Origin of the sequence: Serratia sp. KG1D (genome assembly GCF_037150675.1) — a bacterium.
In the GTDB taxonomy this organism is placed as follows: Bacteria; Pseudomonadota; Gammaproteobacteria; order Enterobacterales; family Enterobacteriaceae; genus Serratia; species Serratia nematodiphila.
Genome location: NZ_JBAGIH010000008.1, coordinates 25457 through 41352 on the forward strand (window position 1 = coordinate 25457; position 15896 = coordinate 41352).

Below are 15896 nucleotides of genomic sequence, written 5' to 3' on the forward strand. Positions count from 1 at the left end.
AATGACCCTCACTAAAACAAAGGAGATCCGTATCAGATCCTCAACAATCTAATATTTGACCAATCAATATAATTTCACCTGCCGTTATCACCAGTAAATACGCTTGCTAACTTTTCGTAAGCTCGGGCTCTGCTGCCCTCTTTTATTCAGTTAGTCTTCATCGTTTTTATTTAGGGAGCTTTTCCATGACATCCGCTCGCGCGGGAACGACTGACCCGCTTGAATTTCTTGGAGCCCTCGCCATCCTGGGCATTATGCTTCTGCTTGTTGCATGGCTGTTCTTGCCTGAGTTTGTGTACTGGTCATGTTTCATTTTGCATACCCTGTGGGGCATGGCTGATTTTGGCCCCTTCCACACCTGGGCCGCACCGCGTTATAACCTGCTGGCCGTCACCGCCAACAATGCCGAAAACATCACTTACGATCAGTGGATCAACGTGATGAAGCAAACGACGGTGATCCTGATGATATTCCTCATTCCCCTGTCTACCGCTTCGCTGTGGAGCTGGTTATGCCATCCTGCACGAAACTGGCAAACGCGACGGGTACTCAATATCAGCACGCTGCCCTTCGCTATGGAAACCATTTCTCCTGCAATTGCCCCCATTCTTAATGAGGGGAATTCCAGTCGCCTGTTGCTTGATAAACGTCGTCAAGAAAGACGTCCGGCACAAAGCCCTGAGGGTTTCGCTGAAGAGCATGAACTCATCAGTAATATGCAGCTCGATGTTGCCCGCTGCAGGGCTGTTTTTATGGCCCAACTGGGGCGTCCACTTAATGGATGGAAAAGTCTCGCCCCTCATGAAAAGGCATTATTCGCAATATTCGGCCTTCAGTTTTTCCTGGACGACCGACCGGCCGCACGTCAATTAATGGATGCCCTGAACCGCTCCTGTCGGATAAAAAGCCGCCGTGATAAGGGGAAATTCTCAGTTCCGGTCTATGCGCTGGCGAGAACCGCTTTTAAGCGCGTCATCCAGAGCGAAGGCGCGAAACAGTGGTTGCGTGAGCACCGTTACGTCAGAAGTGGTCTGGTCTGGCTGTACGCACATGATTTACGGCTGACACCACCTAACTGGCTATGGCTAAAGGGGGTAGACCGCCCACTCTTCTATGCCCTGCACCGGGCAAACACCACCAAAGGATTTATTGAAGGTGCAGGTATCGTCGCCGTCGCCCGCACCGAGAGTGAGGCTATCCGACTTGGCCTCCCCTGCCCGCAAGCCTGCGTCGATGAAGCCATTGAGGGATTGCGCATCGATATGCTGTCCCTGGGGCTAATCTGGAACGAACCTCAGCCAGACCGCGACCGCAAGCGTCGCATCCGGACCAACTGGTCACTCACGGAAGACGTCATCACTCGCCCGGGTGACGATGACGATCTCATCTTCTGAAATTTCGCTCATTTCTGACGCTAATTATCTTACTGTCTACTGGAGTCTCATTATGTCGCTGGAAAGCACCTACACCACCTTTCGTTGTAACGACACCATTGTGGTTTTACATCAACACGGACATGGTGTTCCTCAGGCTCTGTTCACCTTTCGTGAGCCTCAGCGTATGGCCATCCACGATAAAAAGCTCATCGCTTTTTATCCATATTCAGCAGAAGCCGTGACACTTCTTGATGACCCGATGCACGATGCAGCGGAAGTCTTCAACACCATAGCGCGACACCTCAAAACCCAGAGTAAGGCAATAATGAAACGCCGTATGAAGTCCCTTGCCCTGTTTGTGAGCGGCGCGCTGATAGCATCTTCGTTATGGCTCCTGGGTACGGACAACCATTTCTCACTCAATGTGGGAAACCAGACACTGACTATCCCGGCAGAACCAGGCGCAATCGCACCGGCCCGGCCGCGGCAGACTGCCGCTGTTCAGGAGCCAGCCAACCCGGCGGCAGGCAATACAGTCATTCAGGCTGCCCAGGCTGAATCCGACAACATGCAGAATATTATGAAGGAAAGTCATAAATCCTTACCGGCTTCGCCTTCTGAAGCCCTGAAAACAGCACCGGCAGCGGTAACGTCAACCACATCAGTAAAAAAAGAAGCGACGGAACAGTCAGCGCGACAGAAGATGGTGGAAATACTGAAGCGCAGTACCGATCGAGGTCTGTTCACCATCCAGCTCTCAACCGGGCATGAGCGTACGCTGTATGCATTCCTCGATCCAACCTGTGCGGTCTGCAGAAGTATGGAGCCGGCAATCGAACAGCTGGCGCAGCGTTACAACGTTGTTGTATTCCCTGTATCAGTCGTGAATGACGGCGGCGATGCTGTAGAGAAGATCATTCCGGTTTTATGCGAGAAGGACCAGACAGCTCGTGCTGTTGCATGGAGTGTTCTTTTCCGACCGGACGCAGGTATGCTGGTTCCGGGACAGACAACACCTCCACAGGTGAGCTCAGACTGTTCCGCGTCGGCTCAGGCCGTAGTAGCCGTAAACGATACTGGCTTCCGCACCTTTGGTTTTTCAGGTACGCCGACAGTGCTGACTGACACGGGCATTCGCCTGGCAACGGGCATGCTGACCGCGCCGGATAAAATTGATCACTTCCTGAAAATTACAGATCCAATGTCACCAGAACAGGTCGACCGCTTTGTGAGTTCCCTCAGTATCCAGGAGTAAACCATGAATTATACGCCCGTTAACCAGGCGCTCATGAAGCGCAATGCCTGGAACTCCCCTGTTCTTGAGCTTTTGCGCGACCACCTGCTGTATGCCGGAATTATGGCAGGAAGTGTGGTGGCGGGGTTTATCTGGCCACTCGCCATACCGCTTTTGCTTTTGCTGGCCATCGTGGCCAGCATCAGCTTTGGAACACACCGCTGGCGTATGCCCATGCGAATGCCTGTCCACCTGAATAAAGTAGACCCCTCTGAAGACCGGAAGGTACGACGCAGCCTGTTCAGAAGGTTTCCCTCACTGTTTCAGTATGAAACAACGCAGGAAAGTAAAGGTAAGGGAATATTCTATCTCGGCTACAGGCGAATGAATGATATCGGTCGCGAACTCTGGCTCACCATTGATGACCTGACCCGTCATGTGATGTTCTTTGCCTCGACCGGTGGAGGGAAAACCGAAACCATCTATGCGTGGATGCTCAATTCATTTTGCTGGGGTCGGGGCTTCACCTTTGTTGACGGTAAGGCGCAGAACGACACGGCGCGCACCTGCTACTACCTGGCCCGCCGCTTTGGGCGTGAGGATGATGTGGAATACATCAACTTCATGAATAGCGGCATGTCCCGCAGTGAGATGATCCACAACGGTGATAAAAGTCGGCCACAGTCTCACCAGTGGAACCCCTTCTGCTATAGCACTGAGGCCTTTGTTGCTGAGACGATGCAATCAATGCTGCCGACCAACGTACAGGGGGGAGAATGGCAGTCCAGAGCAATTGCAATGAACAAGGCGCTGGTTTTTGGCACAAAGTTCTATTGCGTCCGTGAAAACAAAACCATGTCGTTGCAGCTGCTGCGCGAGTTTATGCCACTGGAGAAACTGGCAGAGCTTTACTGCCGTGCCATAGACGATCAATGGCCAGAGGAAGCTGTCTCTCCGCTCTATAATTATCTGGTAGACGTACCGGGTTTCGATATGGCCACCGTTCGCCAGCCTTCAGCCTGGACAGAAGAGCCGCGCAAGCAGCACAGCTACCTGACTGGGCAGTTTCTGGAAACCTTCAACACATTTACGGAAACGTTCGGTAATATCTTCGCTGAGGATGCCGGTGACATTGATATTCGCGACAGCATTCACAGCGACCGGATACTCCTGGTCCTTATCCCGGCAATGAACACCTCTCAGCACACAACCTCTGCACTGGGGAGAATGTTTGTTACCCAGCAGAGCATGATACTGGCCCGGGACCTGGGACATCGTCTGGAAGGGCTAGATTCCGAAGCTCTCGAAATCACCAAATACAAAGGCCCCTTCCCCTACATGAACTATCTCGACGAGGTGGGAGCCTATTATACCGAGCGTATTGCCGTTCAGGCCACACAGGTACGTTCCCTGGACTTTTCTATCGTCATGATGAGCCAGGACCAGGAGCGCATTGAAAGCCAGACCTCAGCCACAAACGTTGCCACCCTGATGCAAAACGCCGGCACTAAGGTTGCGGGTAAAATCGTAAGTGATGATAAAACGGCAAAGACAATCACTAATGCCGCAGGACAGGAAGCCCGGGCGAACATGGTCAGCCTGCAACGGCGTGACGGTATCATTGGTACCTCCTGGATCGATGGCGACCACATCAATATTCAGATGGAGAACAAAATCAATGTGCAGGATCTGATTAAATTGCAGCCAGGTGAGAACTACACGGTGTTTCAGGGCGATCCGGTTCCGGGAGCATCCTTCTACATCGAGCCGCAGGACAAAACGTGCAATGCACCCGTCATTATCAACCGATACATCACGATTAACCCACCGAACCTTAAGCAACTACGTAAACTTGTTCCACGAACAGCGCAGCGACGTCTTCCTGCTCCGGAGAACGTCAGCAAAATCATTGGTGTTCTGACAGAAAAGCCCTCGCGTCGGCGTAAAGCGGCAAAAGCTGAACCCTGGAAGATAATCGATACCTTTCAGCAGCGTCTGGCCAATCGCCAGGAAGCGCATAATCTGATGACTGAATATGATACGGACCACCGTGGACGGGAAGAAAACCTCTGGGAAGAAGCGCTGGAGGTAATCAGAACAACCACTATGGCAGAACGTACAATACGGTACATCACGCTTAATAAGCCTGAATCGGAACCGACGCAAGTAAGCGCTGAAGAAATTCAGCTCGCACCAGATGCGATACTGAGAACGCTGACACTCCCGCAGCCGGCTTATATTCCTCCTTCCAGATATCGAAACGAGCCATTTATCTCCCCGAAACTGCCTGATTCACCACATCCGGATATGGAGTGGCCAGAGTGATAGTTCAAAAAAATTGTCTTGTTTCAGGAACAGCTGCCGATAAACAAAATGATATAGAAATGAAGGAAATGAAATGAAGAAACTACTATTTGCCGCCCTCTTTGGTTTTTCATGCGTTGCCGCTGCAGCGCCCCAGCCCGTTATCGACACCGATGCCGTGGCGCAGCTGACTGAAATCCGTAACATCCTCCTCACGAACCAGCAGAAGGTGTACGCCTGCTCCGATGGCGAGAAGCTTTATACTGTTGGGTTGCAGATAAAACACGATGGTTCTGAATACAAATGTGTTTTAAAGAAAGACCATGCTGAATGGGAATTAGTCCCACGCATCGCATTCAACTAAATAAGGCCGCGAAAGCGGCCTTTTTTTTGACCTGATTATGCTACCCTCCGGATTGGGCACAGATTCACACTATCCCGTTCTGCTGGCAGTACGAGAAATTGATAAGTATGATTGATAAAACAGGGGGCAGAGAATGAACATTCCTAAACAGACACTGGTTTTATCTATTGCAGGTTGCTCACTTCAGTTATTCTTTATTTTCGCTTCTTTCATAGGTGCTGATGATAGTTTTGCTGTCTTCTGGACATCATGCGGCTTTGCCTATGTATTGCTTGCGTTCCATGTAGTCACGGGCGTTGTCGCTTGTTATGACATAAAACATCCTCTAAAAGTTTAAAAGGCCGCATTTGCGGCCTTTTTTATTTCTTATCTGCGGGCTAAATTCCATCTGGTCCCCGAATGCTTATAACGGTGAAGGTGGTTTCCAGTTTGGTCCTGACTCATTGCGCACAGCTTCTGTATTACTCCCCTGATTCGTCATTTCAGCAAAGCGCATCTCGCTTTCAACACGCACCTGGTCGACCTCCGGTCGCGAGATCTGGTATTCACCTTCATCACGGTGGTTCACATTGTGCCATGCCACCATTTTGGCAAAAGCTGTATTGAACTGTTCATTATTCCCTTCCGGAGCCATCGCGACGCTCGGAGAACGGCTGAAGAGAACCGGCGCGACTTTGACCATATCCCGCTTAAGCGCATCGTAATCGCCACTGTTCCGGAAAATAACCCTGTCGCCATAGTCGGTACAAATATGGCGGCCTGTCTCCGGATCGCGGAACTGGACGCGACCGTTCTTCTTCAGTGAAGCCCGCAGGCCAGGAACACCGGAATACATCGGCGTTCCGCCTGGCTCACAGATAACGACACATCGGTTGTCTGTTGTAGATTTCACCGCATTACCACGACGATCCCTGTAATCCCATCCTCTCAGCTGCGATATCGCAGCCTTGTCACCTTTCACCGCTTCAGCTTCAACCCACTGCCGGTAAGACGGCGGATACCATTTCCCCTGCCCGATAAGCTCAGCTCGTTCAGCCTTCATGGTTTCTTTCAGCGCAATCAGTGCCTGCATGCGCTGAAGCTCTGCAATATGATAATGCAGCTTCCTCACCAGAGGGTCACGATGTTCGATACGGATGCGCGCTTTACGTATCCTGCATTCGTCATGAATCGCCTGGTAACGTTCACGGCCATGCAAATCAGGGCGCTGCCAGTTAGCCCGCCAGGCTGCATAACGGGCTTTCAGATCTTCTCGCGCAGCTGCGCGCGCTTCGCGACGCTGGCGACGCAATTCAGGATCACGCTTCATACCCGGAATATCGCGGTCGCTCACGGCCAGTTCCGGATTGTAACGGCTGGCCGGCTTAACACGTTCAAAGATGTCTGCCGGCACCGAAACAAACGAACCAGCATGGGGTTCCGCACGCGCAAGCGTCAGATCAGGATGAACGTGGCTGGCCTTTACAGGGGTCTGTTCGTGATTGTAAGCGTCCATCACAACCAGGCCCTGCTGCTCGCGCATCAGCAACAGCCCCTGACGCGCCAGTAGCTCATGACAGCGTTCCCAGGTAAATTCACCACTACCGATAAGCGACTCAATGTCCTGACGGCAGTGTGAAACCGCATAGCCCCAGAGGCTTTCCTTATCAGAGAAAATCTCACGTTTCAGCGCCCCCTGCGGGCCCGAACCTGTTCGCAGTTTTCGCCATTCCCGGTCGGATACTGGGGTGGCTTCCAGACTGCCGCTGGTGAACTGTTCCGCAGGGGGAACCTGCTGGAAAATGTCTTTCGGTACCGGCTGCCAGCCTCCTTTATACGAGTCCAGAATAGCCTTCGTTAGCGCAGGCCACACACGTTCCGCCCTGACAGGTGTACGCGTTGAGTCATACCCGTCACAGATAACCAGACGGTCATGCTGTTCTTTCAGATACAGTCCAGACTGTGCCAGAAGCGTATGCACTGACTGTATGGTTCGCTGCGTTGGATCCTGATCAAGTGCAATCAGCGGCGCCCGTAAACGTGCGATCGCATAGTCCGATAAGGATTCTTTCTCTGTCATCCGTTCAGGGCGAGACGGCATAATAATCTTGTCTGGTTCATAGCGGCCGACAGCCGGAACTTGCGAGAAAATGTCCTGTACAGGAGGAACAAACTCACCCAGTTTACGAATAAGTTTATCGGTATCAAAGGCGTGTCCAAACGCAGAAAGCGTAACGCCAGGACGTTCACTGTCCCAGCCATCCTTCACTTTTAGCTCGCCGCTCTCCTTTGTCAGGAACAGGCCTTCTTTCGCAAAACGCTGATGGAGAGAAGACCAGTCGGTCACCGGTGACTCCCGTAAACCAGCTATTGCCGTGTCAGCGATATATTCTCTCAGGCTCTGATTACGGCCACGTTTCCAGGCACTTTGACGATCGCGTTCAACAGAGGTACGACGAACAATACGATTATCAGGGGCAATCACATAGCAGCCATTGTCAGGTGAAAACCCATGTTTGAGCTCCAGTTCACGACAGGCCTTACTCAGTTTTTCCTGGCTGTAAGCAAGACGGTTAAGATAACCAGTCTCCGGATGTACGCGATTTACAGCGATGTGAACGTGGAGGTTATCCGTGTCAGTGTGAACGGCAGCAACGAACTGATGGCCCGCTAAACCGAGACGGGAAAGTGTATGGCTGACCGAATCGTAAATCTGTTCAGGGCGCGGACTTTCGTGCGACTGCCAGCTCAGAATATAGTGGAATACAGGGTCGCTTTTGTTATGGGCAAACTTCGCTTTACGTGCGGAGAACTCCATTTCTTCAGCTGCACTTTCAATTGATGTGCAATTGTGGAAACAGGTCACACCGTAAAAATTCACCCATTCCCCGCCGTCAGGCATCACGTCAACCAGCGAGATAAACGACTCATCACGCAGTTTAGTAGCGTAGTCAACCAGACGGGAAAAGCGGCTGCTGTGCGGCATTTCTGGCTTTGTTCCGGAAGCTTTAACGGCTTCCATTAAATCATCATCGCGCGGCTCATCACGAACAGAAACGTACGAAACCAGGTCCCCAAAGGAGGACTTGCCGTCTTGTCGTTTCGGTGGAATAACCGGGATCATGATGTTGTTCTTCTCTCCGTGCTAATCGTTGTTCATGAGTTTATTTCTGAGCGTGGTCGACAGTTCTGTTATTGCGACAAGGACCGTGGAGTATTCCTTATCACCCACTCGTTTCCCTTCAACAAAGAGATGCTTTTGCAGTCTCCCCAGCCTTAAAAGCTCGGTCATAAAGCTGTCGTCGATGAGTGAAATCATCTTTCTGTTCATCGCTGCGTTACGGATATAAGCCGATACGCTTTGCCCCACTGCTTCCGCTTTCTGTTCAATCTCTTCGATTTCATCCGGCGTGAATCTCAGGGTCTTGATTACGGTTTTCTGCCGTTTATCACTTCCCCTTCGGGATGCTTTGTCGCTCATGTGTGCTCCTTACTCGGGTGTCGGGGCGGAGCCCTGACCAGGTGGCATTTGTAATATCGTGCGTGCGCGGTATTACAAATGCACATCCTGTCCCGTCTTTCGAGCCATTATACGCTTCGCTGGCTGTTTCGCCTAGTGGCGATTTGACGGCATAGGCAGTGCGGAGCACTGCCACTTTTGAGTGGTCAATGTTATGATTTGGATGACAATATTCTGAAAGGGGTAAGAAGATGAGTAAGAAGGCGTTTTATTCAGATGAAGATATCGAGCTGGCAAAGGTTGCTCTGGCTGGTTTACCGGATCTGACACCTCAGCGCAAATCACAAAAGGAATTTCTGGATGCAATCCGTGATGACCTGTTAGCACTGGTAAAAACCAAAGGTTACACGGTCTCAGACATTAAAGAGACACTAAAAACCACGGGGTATGAAATCAGTGAGAGAGCACTTCGTGAAATCGTTCGTGATGCTGATAAAAACAAACCAGCCCGTAAAAATCGCAGGTCGACGGCAGAAAATTCGTCATCACCAACGAAATAATTCCTGCATCCTGAAGATGTGATGTACTAAAATTTTTCTTACCAGGATGAAATATTTTTTCAGCCTGGTAAGAAGGGAGATGATGTAGAAATTACCATTCAAAGGTCGGAACGTCTGCCAGCATTTCTCCCCATGAAGTAAAATGAACCATGCTGATGTCAGCCTTTATCATGGCAGTGTAAATCACTATTCTCGCCGCTTTTGAAATACCATGATGTTTCAGAATGAGAAGCGGATAACTGACGGCATCAACACGAATGATGTAACCCAGATCGGATTCATGGATCCATTCGCTTTCATACTCAGCGTGACATAGTTCGCTCAGAATCTCGCTATCCCTCCGCGTAATATGGCTCAGACTACATTCCAGAACAGAACGCAAAACTTTGTGATTAAGTTCAGTACGCTGTCCCCATCCGAGCGATGCAGTAACATCCTCCCATGTCCATTTAGGGTTATCAGGAACCTGAGCAGTAAGCTGTTTAAATGGCAAGCTAAGTGCCGTCGACAGGTTCAACCCTGATGCAATAATACGCGGATAAAGTTCACTGGCTGTACATGAGGAAATCAGTTCTCCATTCACAAAGAGAGCTTCATCACCGTTATCAAGACGGATACAGGTGACGCCATGAGGCGCACGGGATATGTAGTGTGGCATGTTCCATTCCTTCCAAAAATGTGCCGGATAATACTCCGGCACTGTGTTATTAAATTACCGCCCCGTTGCAGAGCGGTGGTTATCAGGCGTACGCGCGGGAAAGCTCAAGTGTACTCAGGACGTGATCCCATTCAGCCCCGTTAAGTGCTGGAATATGGATCGGTTTATGAATACGCCCGCAACGGACAAGTGATGTCCCCAGTTGTTTCAGATGTGGCGCGATAGCGTCTGGTTTCAACGTTTCGCGGATTTTCCGTGGATGACGGGTTTTAACCCGCTCCTTTACAAAGTATTCGCGACATGCGACGATGAACTGGTCTTTCATAGTGCCTCCTCAGAGTCATTGTGATAACGAGCTGTTACAGCAGCCCGTGTAAACAGGCAGGGCACCCGCCCTGCTTTTTTATTGCCAGTCTTCCGGCAATATCCTGCGCGTCTTACGACGCAAATCTTGCAGGCCATCCGGCCTTTTCTGCCGTCGTCCTTTTCCGTTTTCTTGCAATGAGGGAAATGCCTTCATTACGCTAATGCCCTGACAGGGTGACGATGGAAAGCAGGGGTGAAGGACAGATTATTTGGAGCCTGCGAGAAAAAATCTGGACGGAAAGCGTCAGCGTCCCTTGCTGAACAGAGGCGCTCTGTCAGAGTGCATAAGTAATGAAAGGCTTTCACGGCAGAAACGGACAGGAAGGCAGAAGGCGCCGGTTAATCCGGCGTTCCCTTGCGGCCGCCGTGGCGGTCAGTGGGAGCGGCGCTGCCGGAACGGCAGCTGCAAGCGGGATGGGTTCAGGTATCGCTTGCTATCCGTCAGGACGGAGACGCGTGCGGCTCCGCGTAGCGCGGTGGGCGTACGGCCACCACGCGAAGTGCAGGCGACGACCCGGCAGCGACGGGGAGCCGAAGGTACCCAGATGTCAGTCCTGACAACATGCTTTTCGTCGTCATTTAGCATCACATTAATCCACAAAAAAAAATCAATAAAAGTGCAGAATCTGCACTTTATTCATATATACTTTCCCACAAAAAAAACACTAAAATAAGTGCAGAATCTGCACTTATTTAGGTATCAGAAAATGACGGGTTACGAACTTCGTTTATGGCGAAAAGGTATGAACTGGAGCAGTGACAGGGCGGCCGAAGAGCTTGGAGTCAGCCTGCGAACATGGAAAGTTTACGAGAAGTCGGAAAAGGTATCGCGGGTAGTAGAGCTGGCAACCGTAACACTTTCTATCGCTGCTGCTGTTCCTTCCTTCGGACACCGGAAAAACACCAAAGAAAAGATAATTACCATGATCCAGACTCTAACCGGAGCAGCTGGACTCATCGGGAGGCGCTGAGCACCTCCCCTGCCCGTATCAGGCGGCTTTCGATAAATCGCACATAAAGTCCATCATGGCTTTAAGTCTGCGCTGAGTGTTCAGCTTCGCTTCAAAGTCGTTGAGATAGTAAACAGGCGTATACCGTACACGATTGAACTGCATCGTGAGCGTGTTCCCTGTCACCACCTCCGCCGCAATCCCCAAAAGAGACAACTGGATAAATGCCATATCGGCAGCAACCGGATCAATATCGATGCAACTGGCGAACAGGTGCGCGGACGGATTGATATCAGCCTCAAGCAGACATTCAGCATAGGCAATAATCATTCCTGCCGAACCGCAGGCCGGATCGCTTATCGTCGCGATACCCTCCCGCGTGACCGTCTCTTTGATGCCGGAAACCAGCATTCTGGCCATCATTGACTGGACAGAATAGGGGGTAAAATATTGCCCCATACCTCCCGACCCCAGCTCAAGCTCCATAAAAATTGAGCCGATGAAGTCATGGAATTTAGCCTCCAGCGCGCAAACCATCAGACGGAACAACTCATGAAAATTGCGGATATCGTCCGCATCGTATCGCGCGCAGATCTTCCGGCAGTTTTCCGCGCTCTCTGGCGTTCTCACCCGCGCAATATCCAGTTCGCTCGCGGCAAGTCTGACAAAATCGCTGAATACATCCCAGCGGTGAAGGTGGCGGGCAGTCTGGTTAAACAGACTGATAAACTGCTTACGCGCAGTGTCGATGCTGATAAGACGCGGGGGGACTTGCTCTGACTGGACAGCCGGAGCCGTCTGCACGACAGAGCGGGCGGCTCCGCGCCTTTTTGTCTCATTGAAGAAATCGGCAAAGCTAATCTGGGTCATGTTTTTTTCTCCTGCCGCCCCGTCAGGGGCGGCGTTGTTGTCAGTTACAGGCGCGGCTCAGTTCAAGCGTGCGCAGCACATGACCCCACTCGCTCCCGCGCATGGCGGGAATACGTACGGATCGCCCCTTTTTCCGGCAGTGCGCAATATGACGCCCCAGTGCCCGCATTTCCGGACTGAGGGCATTGCAGGCGATTTCACCGCGTTTGATACGCACCTGCTTTTTCACGGGCGCGTTTTGAGCCTCCTGCATCTGGACATAGAGGGCGGTTGGTGTAACAATCGAAACTTCACTGAATTGCATGGGTTTGTTCCTTTTAGTGAAAGCCGGATTTTTTCGTTGGAATCGCTCAAATCCGGCGTGGATGGAGCAGGTGTAAGCCTGCTTTTTTCATTTCTGGCTCTGGCTCTCAGGGCTGAATGCTGCTTTCACCTTCGCCACGATATCGGCGTGATTCAGGTTGCTGTAATCACGTACGCGGAAATAACGCTTTCCAATACGGACAAAAATGTCCGTCACGTTCATACAGATCATCTCTGCCAGCATGAAGGTTTCAGTGTCCTGCGCGGTGTCACAACGCCAGTTGATCATCGGTGGGTGCATTCCTGCCGCATCGTGGAATTTGTTCACATCGATTTCCACGGGGGCGATCAGTGCGGACTTTTCACGGCTCAGCCAGTAGGCCATTTCCGATTCGGCGCTGGCGCTGGAATCAAGAGAAGCGAAAGAATCAGTCGTGTGTAAATGCATGGTTTATCTCCTTTTAGCAGTACATGCCGGATATCCGGCGTGGGGTTACAGCTGTACGTATTGCAGGTTGCGTTTCAGTTCAAAAAGAAAATCAGGTTGAAACGACCAGGCGCGCCAGTTAAGCGTTCCGTTGGTGCGGATCTCCACCTGCACATCGCCGTATCGGGACACATCGGACACGGTGACAGTGACGCCCTCTTTCAGCGCAGTGGCCTGAGCCACCCACTCCTTCGCGACAGAAACAGGGTTTTGTTCTTCCTCCATCTTCCTGGAAGATTCTTGAGCGGCGGTTTTGACGTTGACGTTTCGTGTGTGCATCCTGGTTTTCTCCTGTGGTGATGGTTGCCCATCTCCCTGGTGAGTTCTCTCGCGGCAAAGGGCAAAGGAGCGACGGCGGGGCGGCAGGAAAAGGGCGCAGACAAAAGTTTTTGCAGTCCCTTGCAAAAAGTTTTGGCGGCGTTCATTTAACCCTTTGGATGACGTCCTGACGGTGCTACGACCAGCCCTCCGCGTGAGGACACACGGGGGATGGACTCACGCGGGTGAACAGGAGTGCACACACCCGACACGTCGGAACGGCGTGTCGCCATTAGAGCGACGGCTTCGCCGGCGCGGTGAAGGCGTTCCGGACGGTACGGCCGGAGAAGCCGCAGTTGTTGACCTTTGCCATCAGACCCTAGCGATAGCCCGAAACCGCTTGCGGGTTCGGCGGAGACTGGCTGGTGCGTAAGCAGCTGCCTGGCGGAGTGGGGCTCGACGACTGGACCGCCACGCGGGCCAGGAGCCGAAGGTGGCCATTGCCCTGCCCGTCTTTCTGGCTCTGCCCATCACGGAACTGCAGCGAAGAGAACTAACCAGCAGGATATCGATCAAAACAGACAGGATGAGGCACTCGGAAAAGTCCTTTCTGAAGCACAGCTTCAGCAGACTAATCGCAACAGCGTGAATTAACAGCAGCCAGGAATTGATTGATTGAGCGAGGACAAACCAGAGGGAGCAGAGGGGCAGCGCCGGAGGCGCGCCCCGCTTCCCCCGAACCCCGCAGGGGTACGGTCCGTCCCGGAAGTTCAGGCGTGCGGTCGCGTCGGGATGGAAAAAGGGGCTACCGGCGAACCGGCAACCCCTTCATAAAGGCGCTTCAGGCATGTCAAACCAACTCAGCCCTGAAAAGGCGGGGTTTCCCCCGCCTCCAGGTTGCTACTTACCGTTGGATTCGTAAGCCAGAATTGCAGCGACCTCCCGTTGTCCGTCCCTCAGGCGAATTTCGCAAAGCGATTTTCGCGTCAGGTAAGTGAATATCAGCAGTGTGAGACACACTATGAGTACGCACCAGATAACGGTACTTCGCGGCAGTTTCATGGTTTACTCCTCCTTGCATTAAGCACGGTAAGAGGCCATACTGTTGTTGATCAGACATACAGGGGGCCTCGTGGGTTAATGAAAATTAACTACGGGGCTTTCTGCTTTCTGCCACACAACACGGCAACAAACCACCTTCACGTCATGAGGCAAAAAGCCTCAAGCGCCATCGCCATTATATCCCGACGAGCCGATTCTGCCCAGGAATAACAGTCTGATTACTGGATAAATCCTGACCTTTACCTGATTTACTCAGGATCACTTCTGCCTGTGGACCAGTTATGTATCTGTTCGTCGAGCGCCTCAAGATGCTGATCAATGCTTTCTGCGAGTCGCTCACTTTCAGTCTCCAGCCAGCCGCTTAATCCGTCCCACTCATAGCACATCTCTTTCAGCTTTTCCGACATAGTCCGAAGTTTATTGCGCTGGCTGCGGGCAACCTTCAGCTCCGTTTTCCACGGATTGTTTCTCACGGCCATATAGACCTCAGCGTGATTTTGTTCGGTACCATCCAGCGCTCCAGCTCTTTCTCCGCCGGTGTTGAGGATCCCGCCACATCATGTACATCGAGAACAATGTCTTGCGCACGGTCGTAGTAAGCCTTCACCAGATGAGACAACGAGGGGCTGCGTTCCGTCCACGCCCACAACATTCGCTGGATGTCATAGTCCCGTATATCCTGCTGGGACCAGAACTCATACCATGCACGCAGTGTCTCCGGTGTCTGAAATGCCAGGTCGATTTCAGCCTGCCCCACGCGGTTCTGGTACTTCTCTTCCTTTTCACGGTGTCGCCGTGATTCCTGACGGGAATAAAGATTATCCTCGCGCACTTCCCGCTGCGTGTGGCGCTCTCTGATGCTGAACGCCTGCTCCGGAAACAGGTTCTGCACCATGTCGGTACCGAGCGGAGGGTAACACAGGCGACCGCGGCTACTGATCAGTATGTCAAACGCCTCTTCATATCGGGCCAGAGAAATTTTATCGCCCTTCAGCCAGTACGCCCCGCGCACCTGGTTGATCGCCTTTCCACTAATTTTACTGCTACCAGTCAGGAACCGGAAAAATGCTCTGGAATAGGGATACGGCTGCGGGTGTCGGCTTCCGTACCGCCCGCCCCCCTCTTCTACGGCAATAATGGCTCGTAACGCTGCCTCACGCTCCGGCAGTTGCGTGACAAGAGAAAGGTGACGAGGGATCATCAGGCCACCTCCATGCGCAGCGTTGAGAGAATATCGAATATTGAGTATCCATCACTGTCCAGCCTGCTGGTCAGGCTCAGCACATGGTTTATCACAGCAGCGTCAAATTGTGGGCATGAGCGGATACAGGATACTTCCTGCCCTTTTCTCCAGACCAACAGCATGATCCAGTCCTGACTAAACTCACCAGGACTACACAGAACCACTTCAAATCGGCCATGAGTGGGCGAAAAACGGATCTGCACGGGAAATAAGCCCCCGAACTCGCTACGATACTCCCCGTTAACATCCCAGTTTTCAGGCGCACTCAGTGCCCCCATAACAGCGTGTGTCATCTCACGGCGGTAGGAGTAACCAGCGGCGCGGCAGGTTTCGAAATCTTCACCGATCATGGAGGAAAGCTTAAAGTTTGGCATATTCATCAGATATCTCCTTATTGCCGCCCCGTAGGGCGGCTATCCTTA

General features: G+C 52.0%; 19 protein-coding genes and 1 pseudogene. 7 read left to right on the top strand and 13 right to left on the bottom strand.

The features are described 5' to 3' along the window. Positions 1 to 185 precede the first annotated feature (185 nt). From WFM45_RS23830 to WFM45_RS23850, 5 genes are all read left to right on the top strand, one after another. Entirely contained in the window at positions 186 to 1394 is a 1209-nt protein-coding gene (locus WFM45_RS23830) for a secretion/conjugation apparatus DotM-related subunit (RefSeq protein ID WP_022650004.1), read from the top strand. After that, positions 1375 to 2631, top strand: coding sequence for a hypothetical protein (locus tag WFM45_RS23835; protein WP_126530067.1), 1257 nt, complete (start codon positions 1375 to 1377; stop codon positions 2629 to 2631). Before WFM45_RS23830 ends, WFM45_RS23835 begins: the two co-directional genes overlap by 20 nt. Before the next feature lie 3 nt (positions 2632 to 2634). Then, positions 2635 to 4935, top strand: a complete 2301-nt coding sequence (gene trbC, locus WFM45_RS23840) for an F-type conjugative transfer protein TrbC (protein ID WP_022650006.1) — start codon at positions 2635 to 2637, stop codon at positions 4933 to 4935. A gap of 73 nt (positions 4936 to 5008) precedes the next feature. Further along, positions 5009 to 5278, top strand: coding sequence for a hypothetical protein (locus tag WFM45_RS23845; protein WP_022650007.1), 270 nt, complete (start codon positions 5009 to 5011; stop codon positions 5276 to 5278). 133 nt (positions 5279 to 5411) lie between these two features. Beyond that, on the top strand, positions 5412 to 5615 hold the full coding sequence (locus tag WFM45_RS23850; protein WP_123839396.1) for a hypothetical protein: 204 nt from the start codon (positions 5412 to 5414) through the stop codon (positions 5613 to 5615). A 66-nt stretch (positions 5616 to 5681) separates the two neighbouring features. Here the strand turns inward: WFM45_RS23850 and WFM45_RS23855 are convergent, their stop codons facing one another. Continuing rightward, positions 5682 to 8381, bottom strand: a complete 2700-nt coding sequence (locus WFM45_RS23855; RefSeq protein ID WP_336957494.1) for a relaxase/mobilization nuclease domain-containing protein — start codon at positions 8379 to 8381, stop codon at positions 5682 to 5684. A gap of 21 nt (positions 8382 to 8402) precedes the next feature. After that, positions 8403 to 8738, bottom strand: a complete 336-nt coding sequence (mobA, locus tag WFM45_RS23860) for a plasmid mobilization protein MobA (RefSeq protein ID WP_311382344.1) — start codon at positions 8736 to 8738, stop codon at positions 8403 to 8405. 230 nt (positions 8739 to 8968) lie between these two features. Between mobA and WFM45_RS23865 the strand changes: the two genes are divergently transcribed. Then, positions 8969 to 9277 (top strand): molybdopterin-guanine dinucleotide biosynthesis protein MobC, encoded by a 309-nt coding sequence (locus WFM45_RS23865; protein ID WP_336957498.1) that lies wholly within the window; start codon positions 8969 to 8971, stop codon positions 9275 to 9277. 91 nt (positions 9278 to 9368) lie between these two features. Here WFM45_RS23865 and WFM45_RS23870 read toward each other — a convergent pair whose 3' ends face one another. Together WFM45_RS23870 and WFM45_RS23875 are read right to left on the bottom strand one after the other, a co-directional pair. Then, the gene (locus WFM45_RS23870; RefSeq protein ID WP_022650011.1) at positions 9369 to 9935 is read right to left on the bottom strand and encodes a DUF5983 family protein; all 567 of its coding nucleotides are present in this window, start codon (positions 9933 to 9935) and stop codon (positions 9369 to 9371) included. A gap of 82 nt (positions 9936 to 10017) precedes the next feature. Then, positions 10018 to 10260, bottom strand: coding sequence for a hypothetical protein (locus WFM45_RS23875; protein ID WP_022650012.1), 243 nt, complete (start codon positions 10258 to 10260; stop codon positions 10018 to 10020). A 784-nt stretch (positions 10261 to 11044) separates the two neighbouring features. Between WFM45_RS23875 and WFM45_RS23880 the strand changes: the two genes are divergently transcribed. Then, the gene (locus tag WFM45_RS23880) at positions 11045 to 11272 is read left to right on the top strand and encodes an XRE family transcriptional regulator (RefSeq protein WP_369798832.1); all 228 of its coding nucleotides are present in this window, start codon (positions 11045 to 11047) and stop codon (positions 11270 to 11272) included. Positions 11273 to 11290: 18 nt separating this feature from the next. Here WFM45_RS23880 and WFM45_RS23885 read toward each other — a convergent pair whose 3' ends face one another. The 9 genes and pseudogenes from WFM45_RS23885 to psiB form a co-directional block, all read right to left on the bottom strand. Then, positions 11291 to 12121, bottom strand: coding sequence for an N-6 DNA methylase (locus WFM45_RS23885; protein WP_336957504.1), 831 nt, complete (start codon positions 12119 to 12121; stop codon positions 11291 to 11293). A gap of 40 nt (positions 12122 to 12161) precedes the next feature. Next, entirely contained in the window at positions 12162 to 12425 is a 264-nt protein-coding gene (locus WFM45_RS23890; RefSeq protein ID WP_022650015.1) for a hypothetical protein, read from the bottom strand. Between the two features lie 87 nt (positions 12426 to 12512). Further along, a complete protein-coding gene (locus tag WFM45_RS23895; RefSeq protein ID WP_022650016.1) occupies positions 12513 to 12872 on the bottom strand; it encodes a hypothetical protein in 360 nt (119 codons plus the stop codon). 45 nt (positions 12873 to 12917) lie between these two features. Beyond that, on the bottom strand, positions 12918 to 13190 hold the full coding sequence (locus tag WFM45_RS23900) for a hypothetical protein (RefSeq protein ID WP_022650017.1): 273 nt from the start codon (positions 13188 to 13190) through the stop codon (positions 12918 to 12920). Positions 13191 to 14069: 879 nt separating this feature from the next. Further along, positions 14070 to 14192: a type I toxin-antitoxin system Hok family toxin gene (locus WFM45_RS23905; protein ID WP_176483648.1), complete on the bottom strand. Its 123-nt coding sequence runs from the start codon at positions 14190 to 14192 to the stop codon at positions 14070 to 14072. Further along, positions 14140 to 14289: pseudogene (locus WFM45_RS23910) on the bottom strand (DUF5431 family protein); the annotation flags it as partial. The gene WFM45_RS23905 and the pseudogene WFM45_RS23910, both read right to left, overlap by 53 nt. A 190-nt stretch (positions 14290 to 14479) precedes the next feature. Next, positions 14480 to 14710 carry a hypothetical protein gene (locus WFM45_RS23915; protein ID WP_022650019.1) on the bottom strand — a complete coding sequence of 77 codons (231 nt, stop codon included), beginning with the start codon at positions 14708 to 14710 and terminating at the stop codon, positions 14480 to 14482. Then, positions 14701 to 15432: a plasmid SOS inhibition protein A gene (locus WFM45_RS23920; protein WP_194514673.1), complete on the bottom strand. Its 732-nt coding sequence runs from the start codon at positions 15430 to 15432 to the stop codon at positions 14701 to 14703. The genes WFM45_RS23915 and WFM45_RS23920 overlap by 10 nt, the downstream gene beginning before the upstream one ends. Beyond that, complete coding sequence (gene psiB / locus WFM45_RS23925) at positions 15432 to 15854, bottom strand: conjugation system SOS inhibitor PsiB (protein WP_022650021.1); 423 nt, start codon at positions 15852 to 15854, stop codon at positions 15432 to 15434. Before psiB ends, WFM45_RS23920 begins: the two co-directional genes overlap by 1 nt. Between the last annotated feature and the right edge of the window lie 42 nt (positions 15855 to 15896).

Excerpts from the sequence above, each read along its gene's own strand:
- WFM45_RS23915 (WP_022650019.1), bottom strand. The coding sequence starts at position 14,710 with ATGGCCGTGAGAAACAATCCGTGGAAAACGGAGCTGAAGGTTGCCCGC.
- WFM45_RS23880 (WP_369798832.1), top strand. The coding sequence starts at position 11,045 with ATGAACTGGAGCAGTGACAGGGCGGCCGAAGAGCTTGGAGTCAGCCTG.
- psiB (WP_022650021.1), bottom strand. The coding sequence starts at position 15,854 with ATGAATATGCCAAACTTTAAGCTTTCCTCCATGATCGGTGAAGATTTC.
- WFM45_RS23895 (WP_022650016.1), bottom strand. The coding sequence starts at position 12,872 with ATGCATTTACACACGACTGATTCTTTCGCTTCTCTTGATTCCAGCGCC.
- WFM45_RS23870 (WP_022650011.1), bottom strand. The coding sequence starts at position 9,935 with ATGCCACACTACATATCCCGTGCGCCTCATGGCGTCACCTGTATCCGT.
- WFM45_RS23920 (WP_194514673.1), bottom strand. The coding sequence starts at position 15,432 with ATGATCCCTCGTCACCTTTCTCTTGTCACGCAACTGCCGGAGCGTGAG.
- WFM45_RS23830 (WP_022650004.1), top strand. The coding sequence starts at position 186 with ATGACATCCGCTCGCGCGGGAACGACTGACCCGCTTGAATTTCTTGGA.
- WFM45_RS23865 (WP_336957498.1), top strand. The coding sequence starts at position 8,969 with ATGAGTAAGAAGGCGTTTTATTCAGATGAAGATATCGAGCTGGCAAAG.
- WFM45_RS23855 (WP_336957494.1), bottom strand. The coding sequence starts at position 8,381 with ATGATCCCGGTTATTCCACCGAAACGACAAGACGGCAAGTCCTCCTTT.
- mobA (WP_311382344.1), bottom strand. The coding sequence starts at position 8,738 with ATGAGCGACAAAGCATCCCGAAGGGGAAGTGATAAACGGCAGAAAACC.
- WFM45_RS23875 (WP_022650012.1), bottom strand. The coding sequence starts at position 10,260 with ATGAAAGACCAGTTCATCGTCGCATGTCGCGAATACTTTGTAAAGGAG.
- WFM45_RS23890 (WP_022650015.1), bottom strand. The coding sequence starts at position 12,425 with ATGCAATTCAGTGAAGTTTCGATTGTTACACCAACCGCCCTCTATGTC.
- WFM45_RS23845 (WP_022650007.1), top strand. The coding sequence starts at position 5,009 with ATGAAGAAACTACTATTTGCCGCCCTCTTTGGTTTTTCATGCGTTGCC.
- WFM45_RS23850 (WP_123839396.1), top strand. The coding sequence starts at position 5,412 with ATGAACATTCCTAAACAGACACTGGTTTTATCTATTGCAGGTTGCTCA.
- WFM45_RS23835 (WP_126530067.1), top strand. The coding sequence starts at position 1,375 with ATGACGATCTCATCTTCTGAAATTTCGCTCATTTCTGACGCTAATTAT.
- trbC (WP_022650006.1), top strand. The coding sequence starts at position 2,635 with ATGAATTATACGCCCGTTAACCAGGCGCTCATGAAGCGCAATGCCTGG.
- WFM45_RS23900 (WP_022650017.1), bottom strand. The coding sequence starts at position 13,190 with ATGCACACACGAAACGTCAACGTCAAAACCGCCGCTCAAGAATCTTCC.
- WFM45_RS23885 (WP_336957504.1), bottom strand. The coding sequence starts at position 12,121 with ATGACCCAGATTAGCTTTGCCGATTTCTTCAATGAGACAAAAAGGCGC.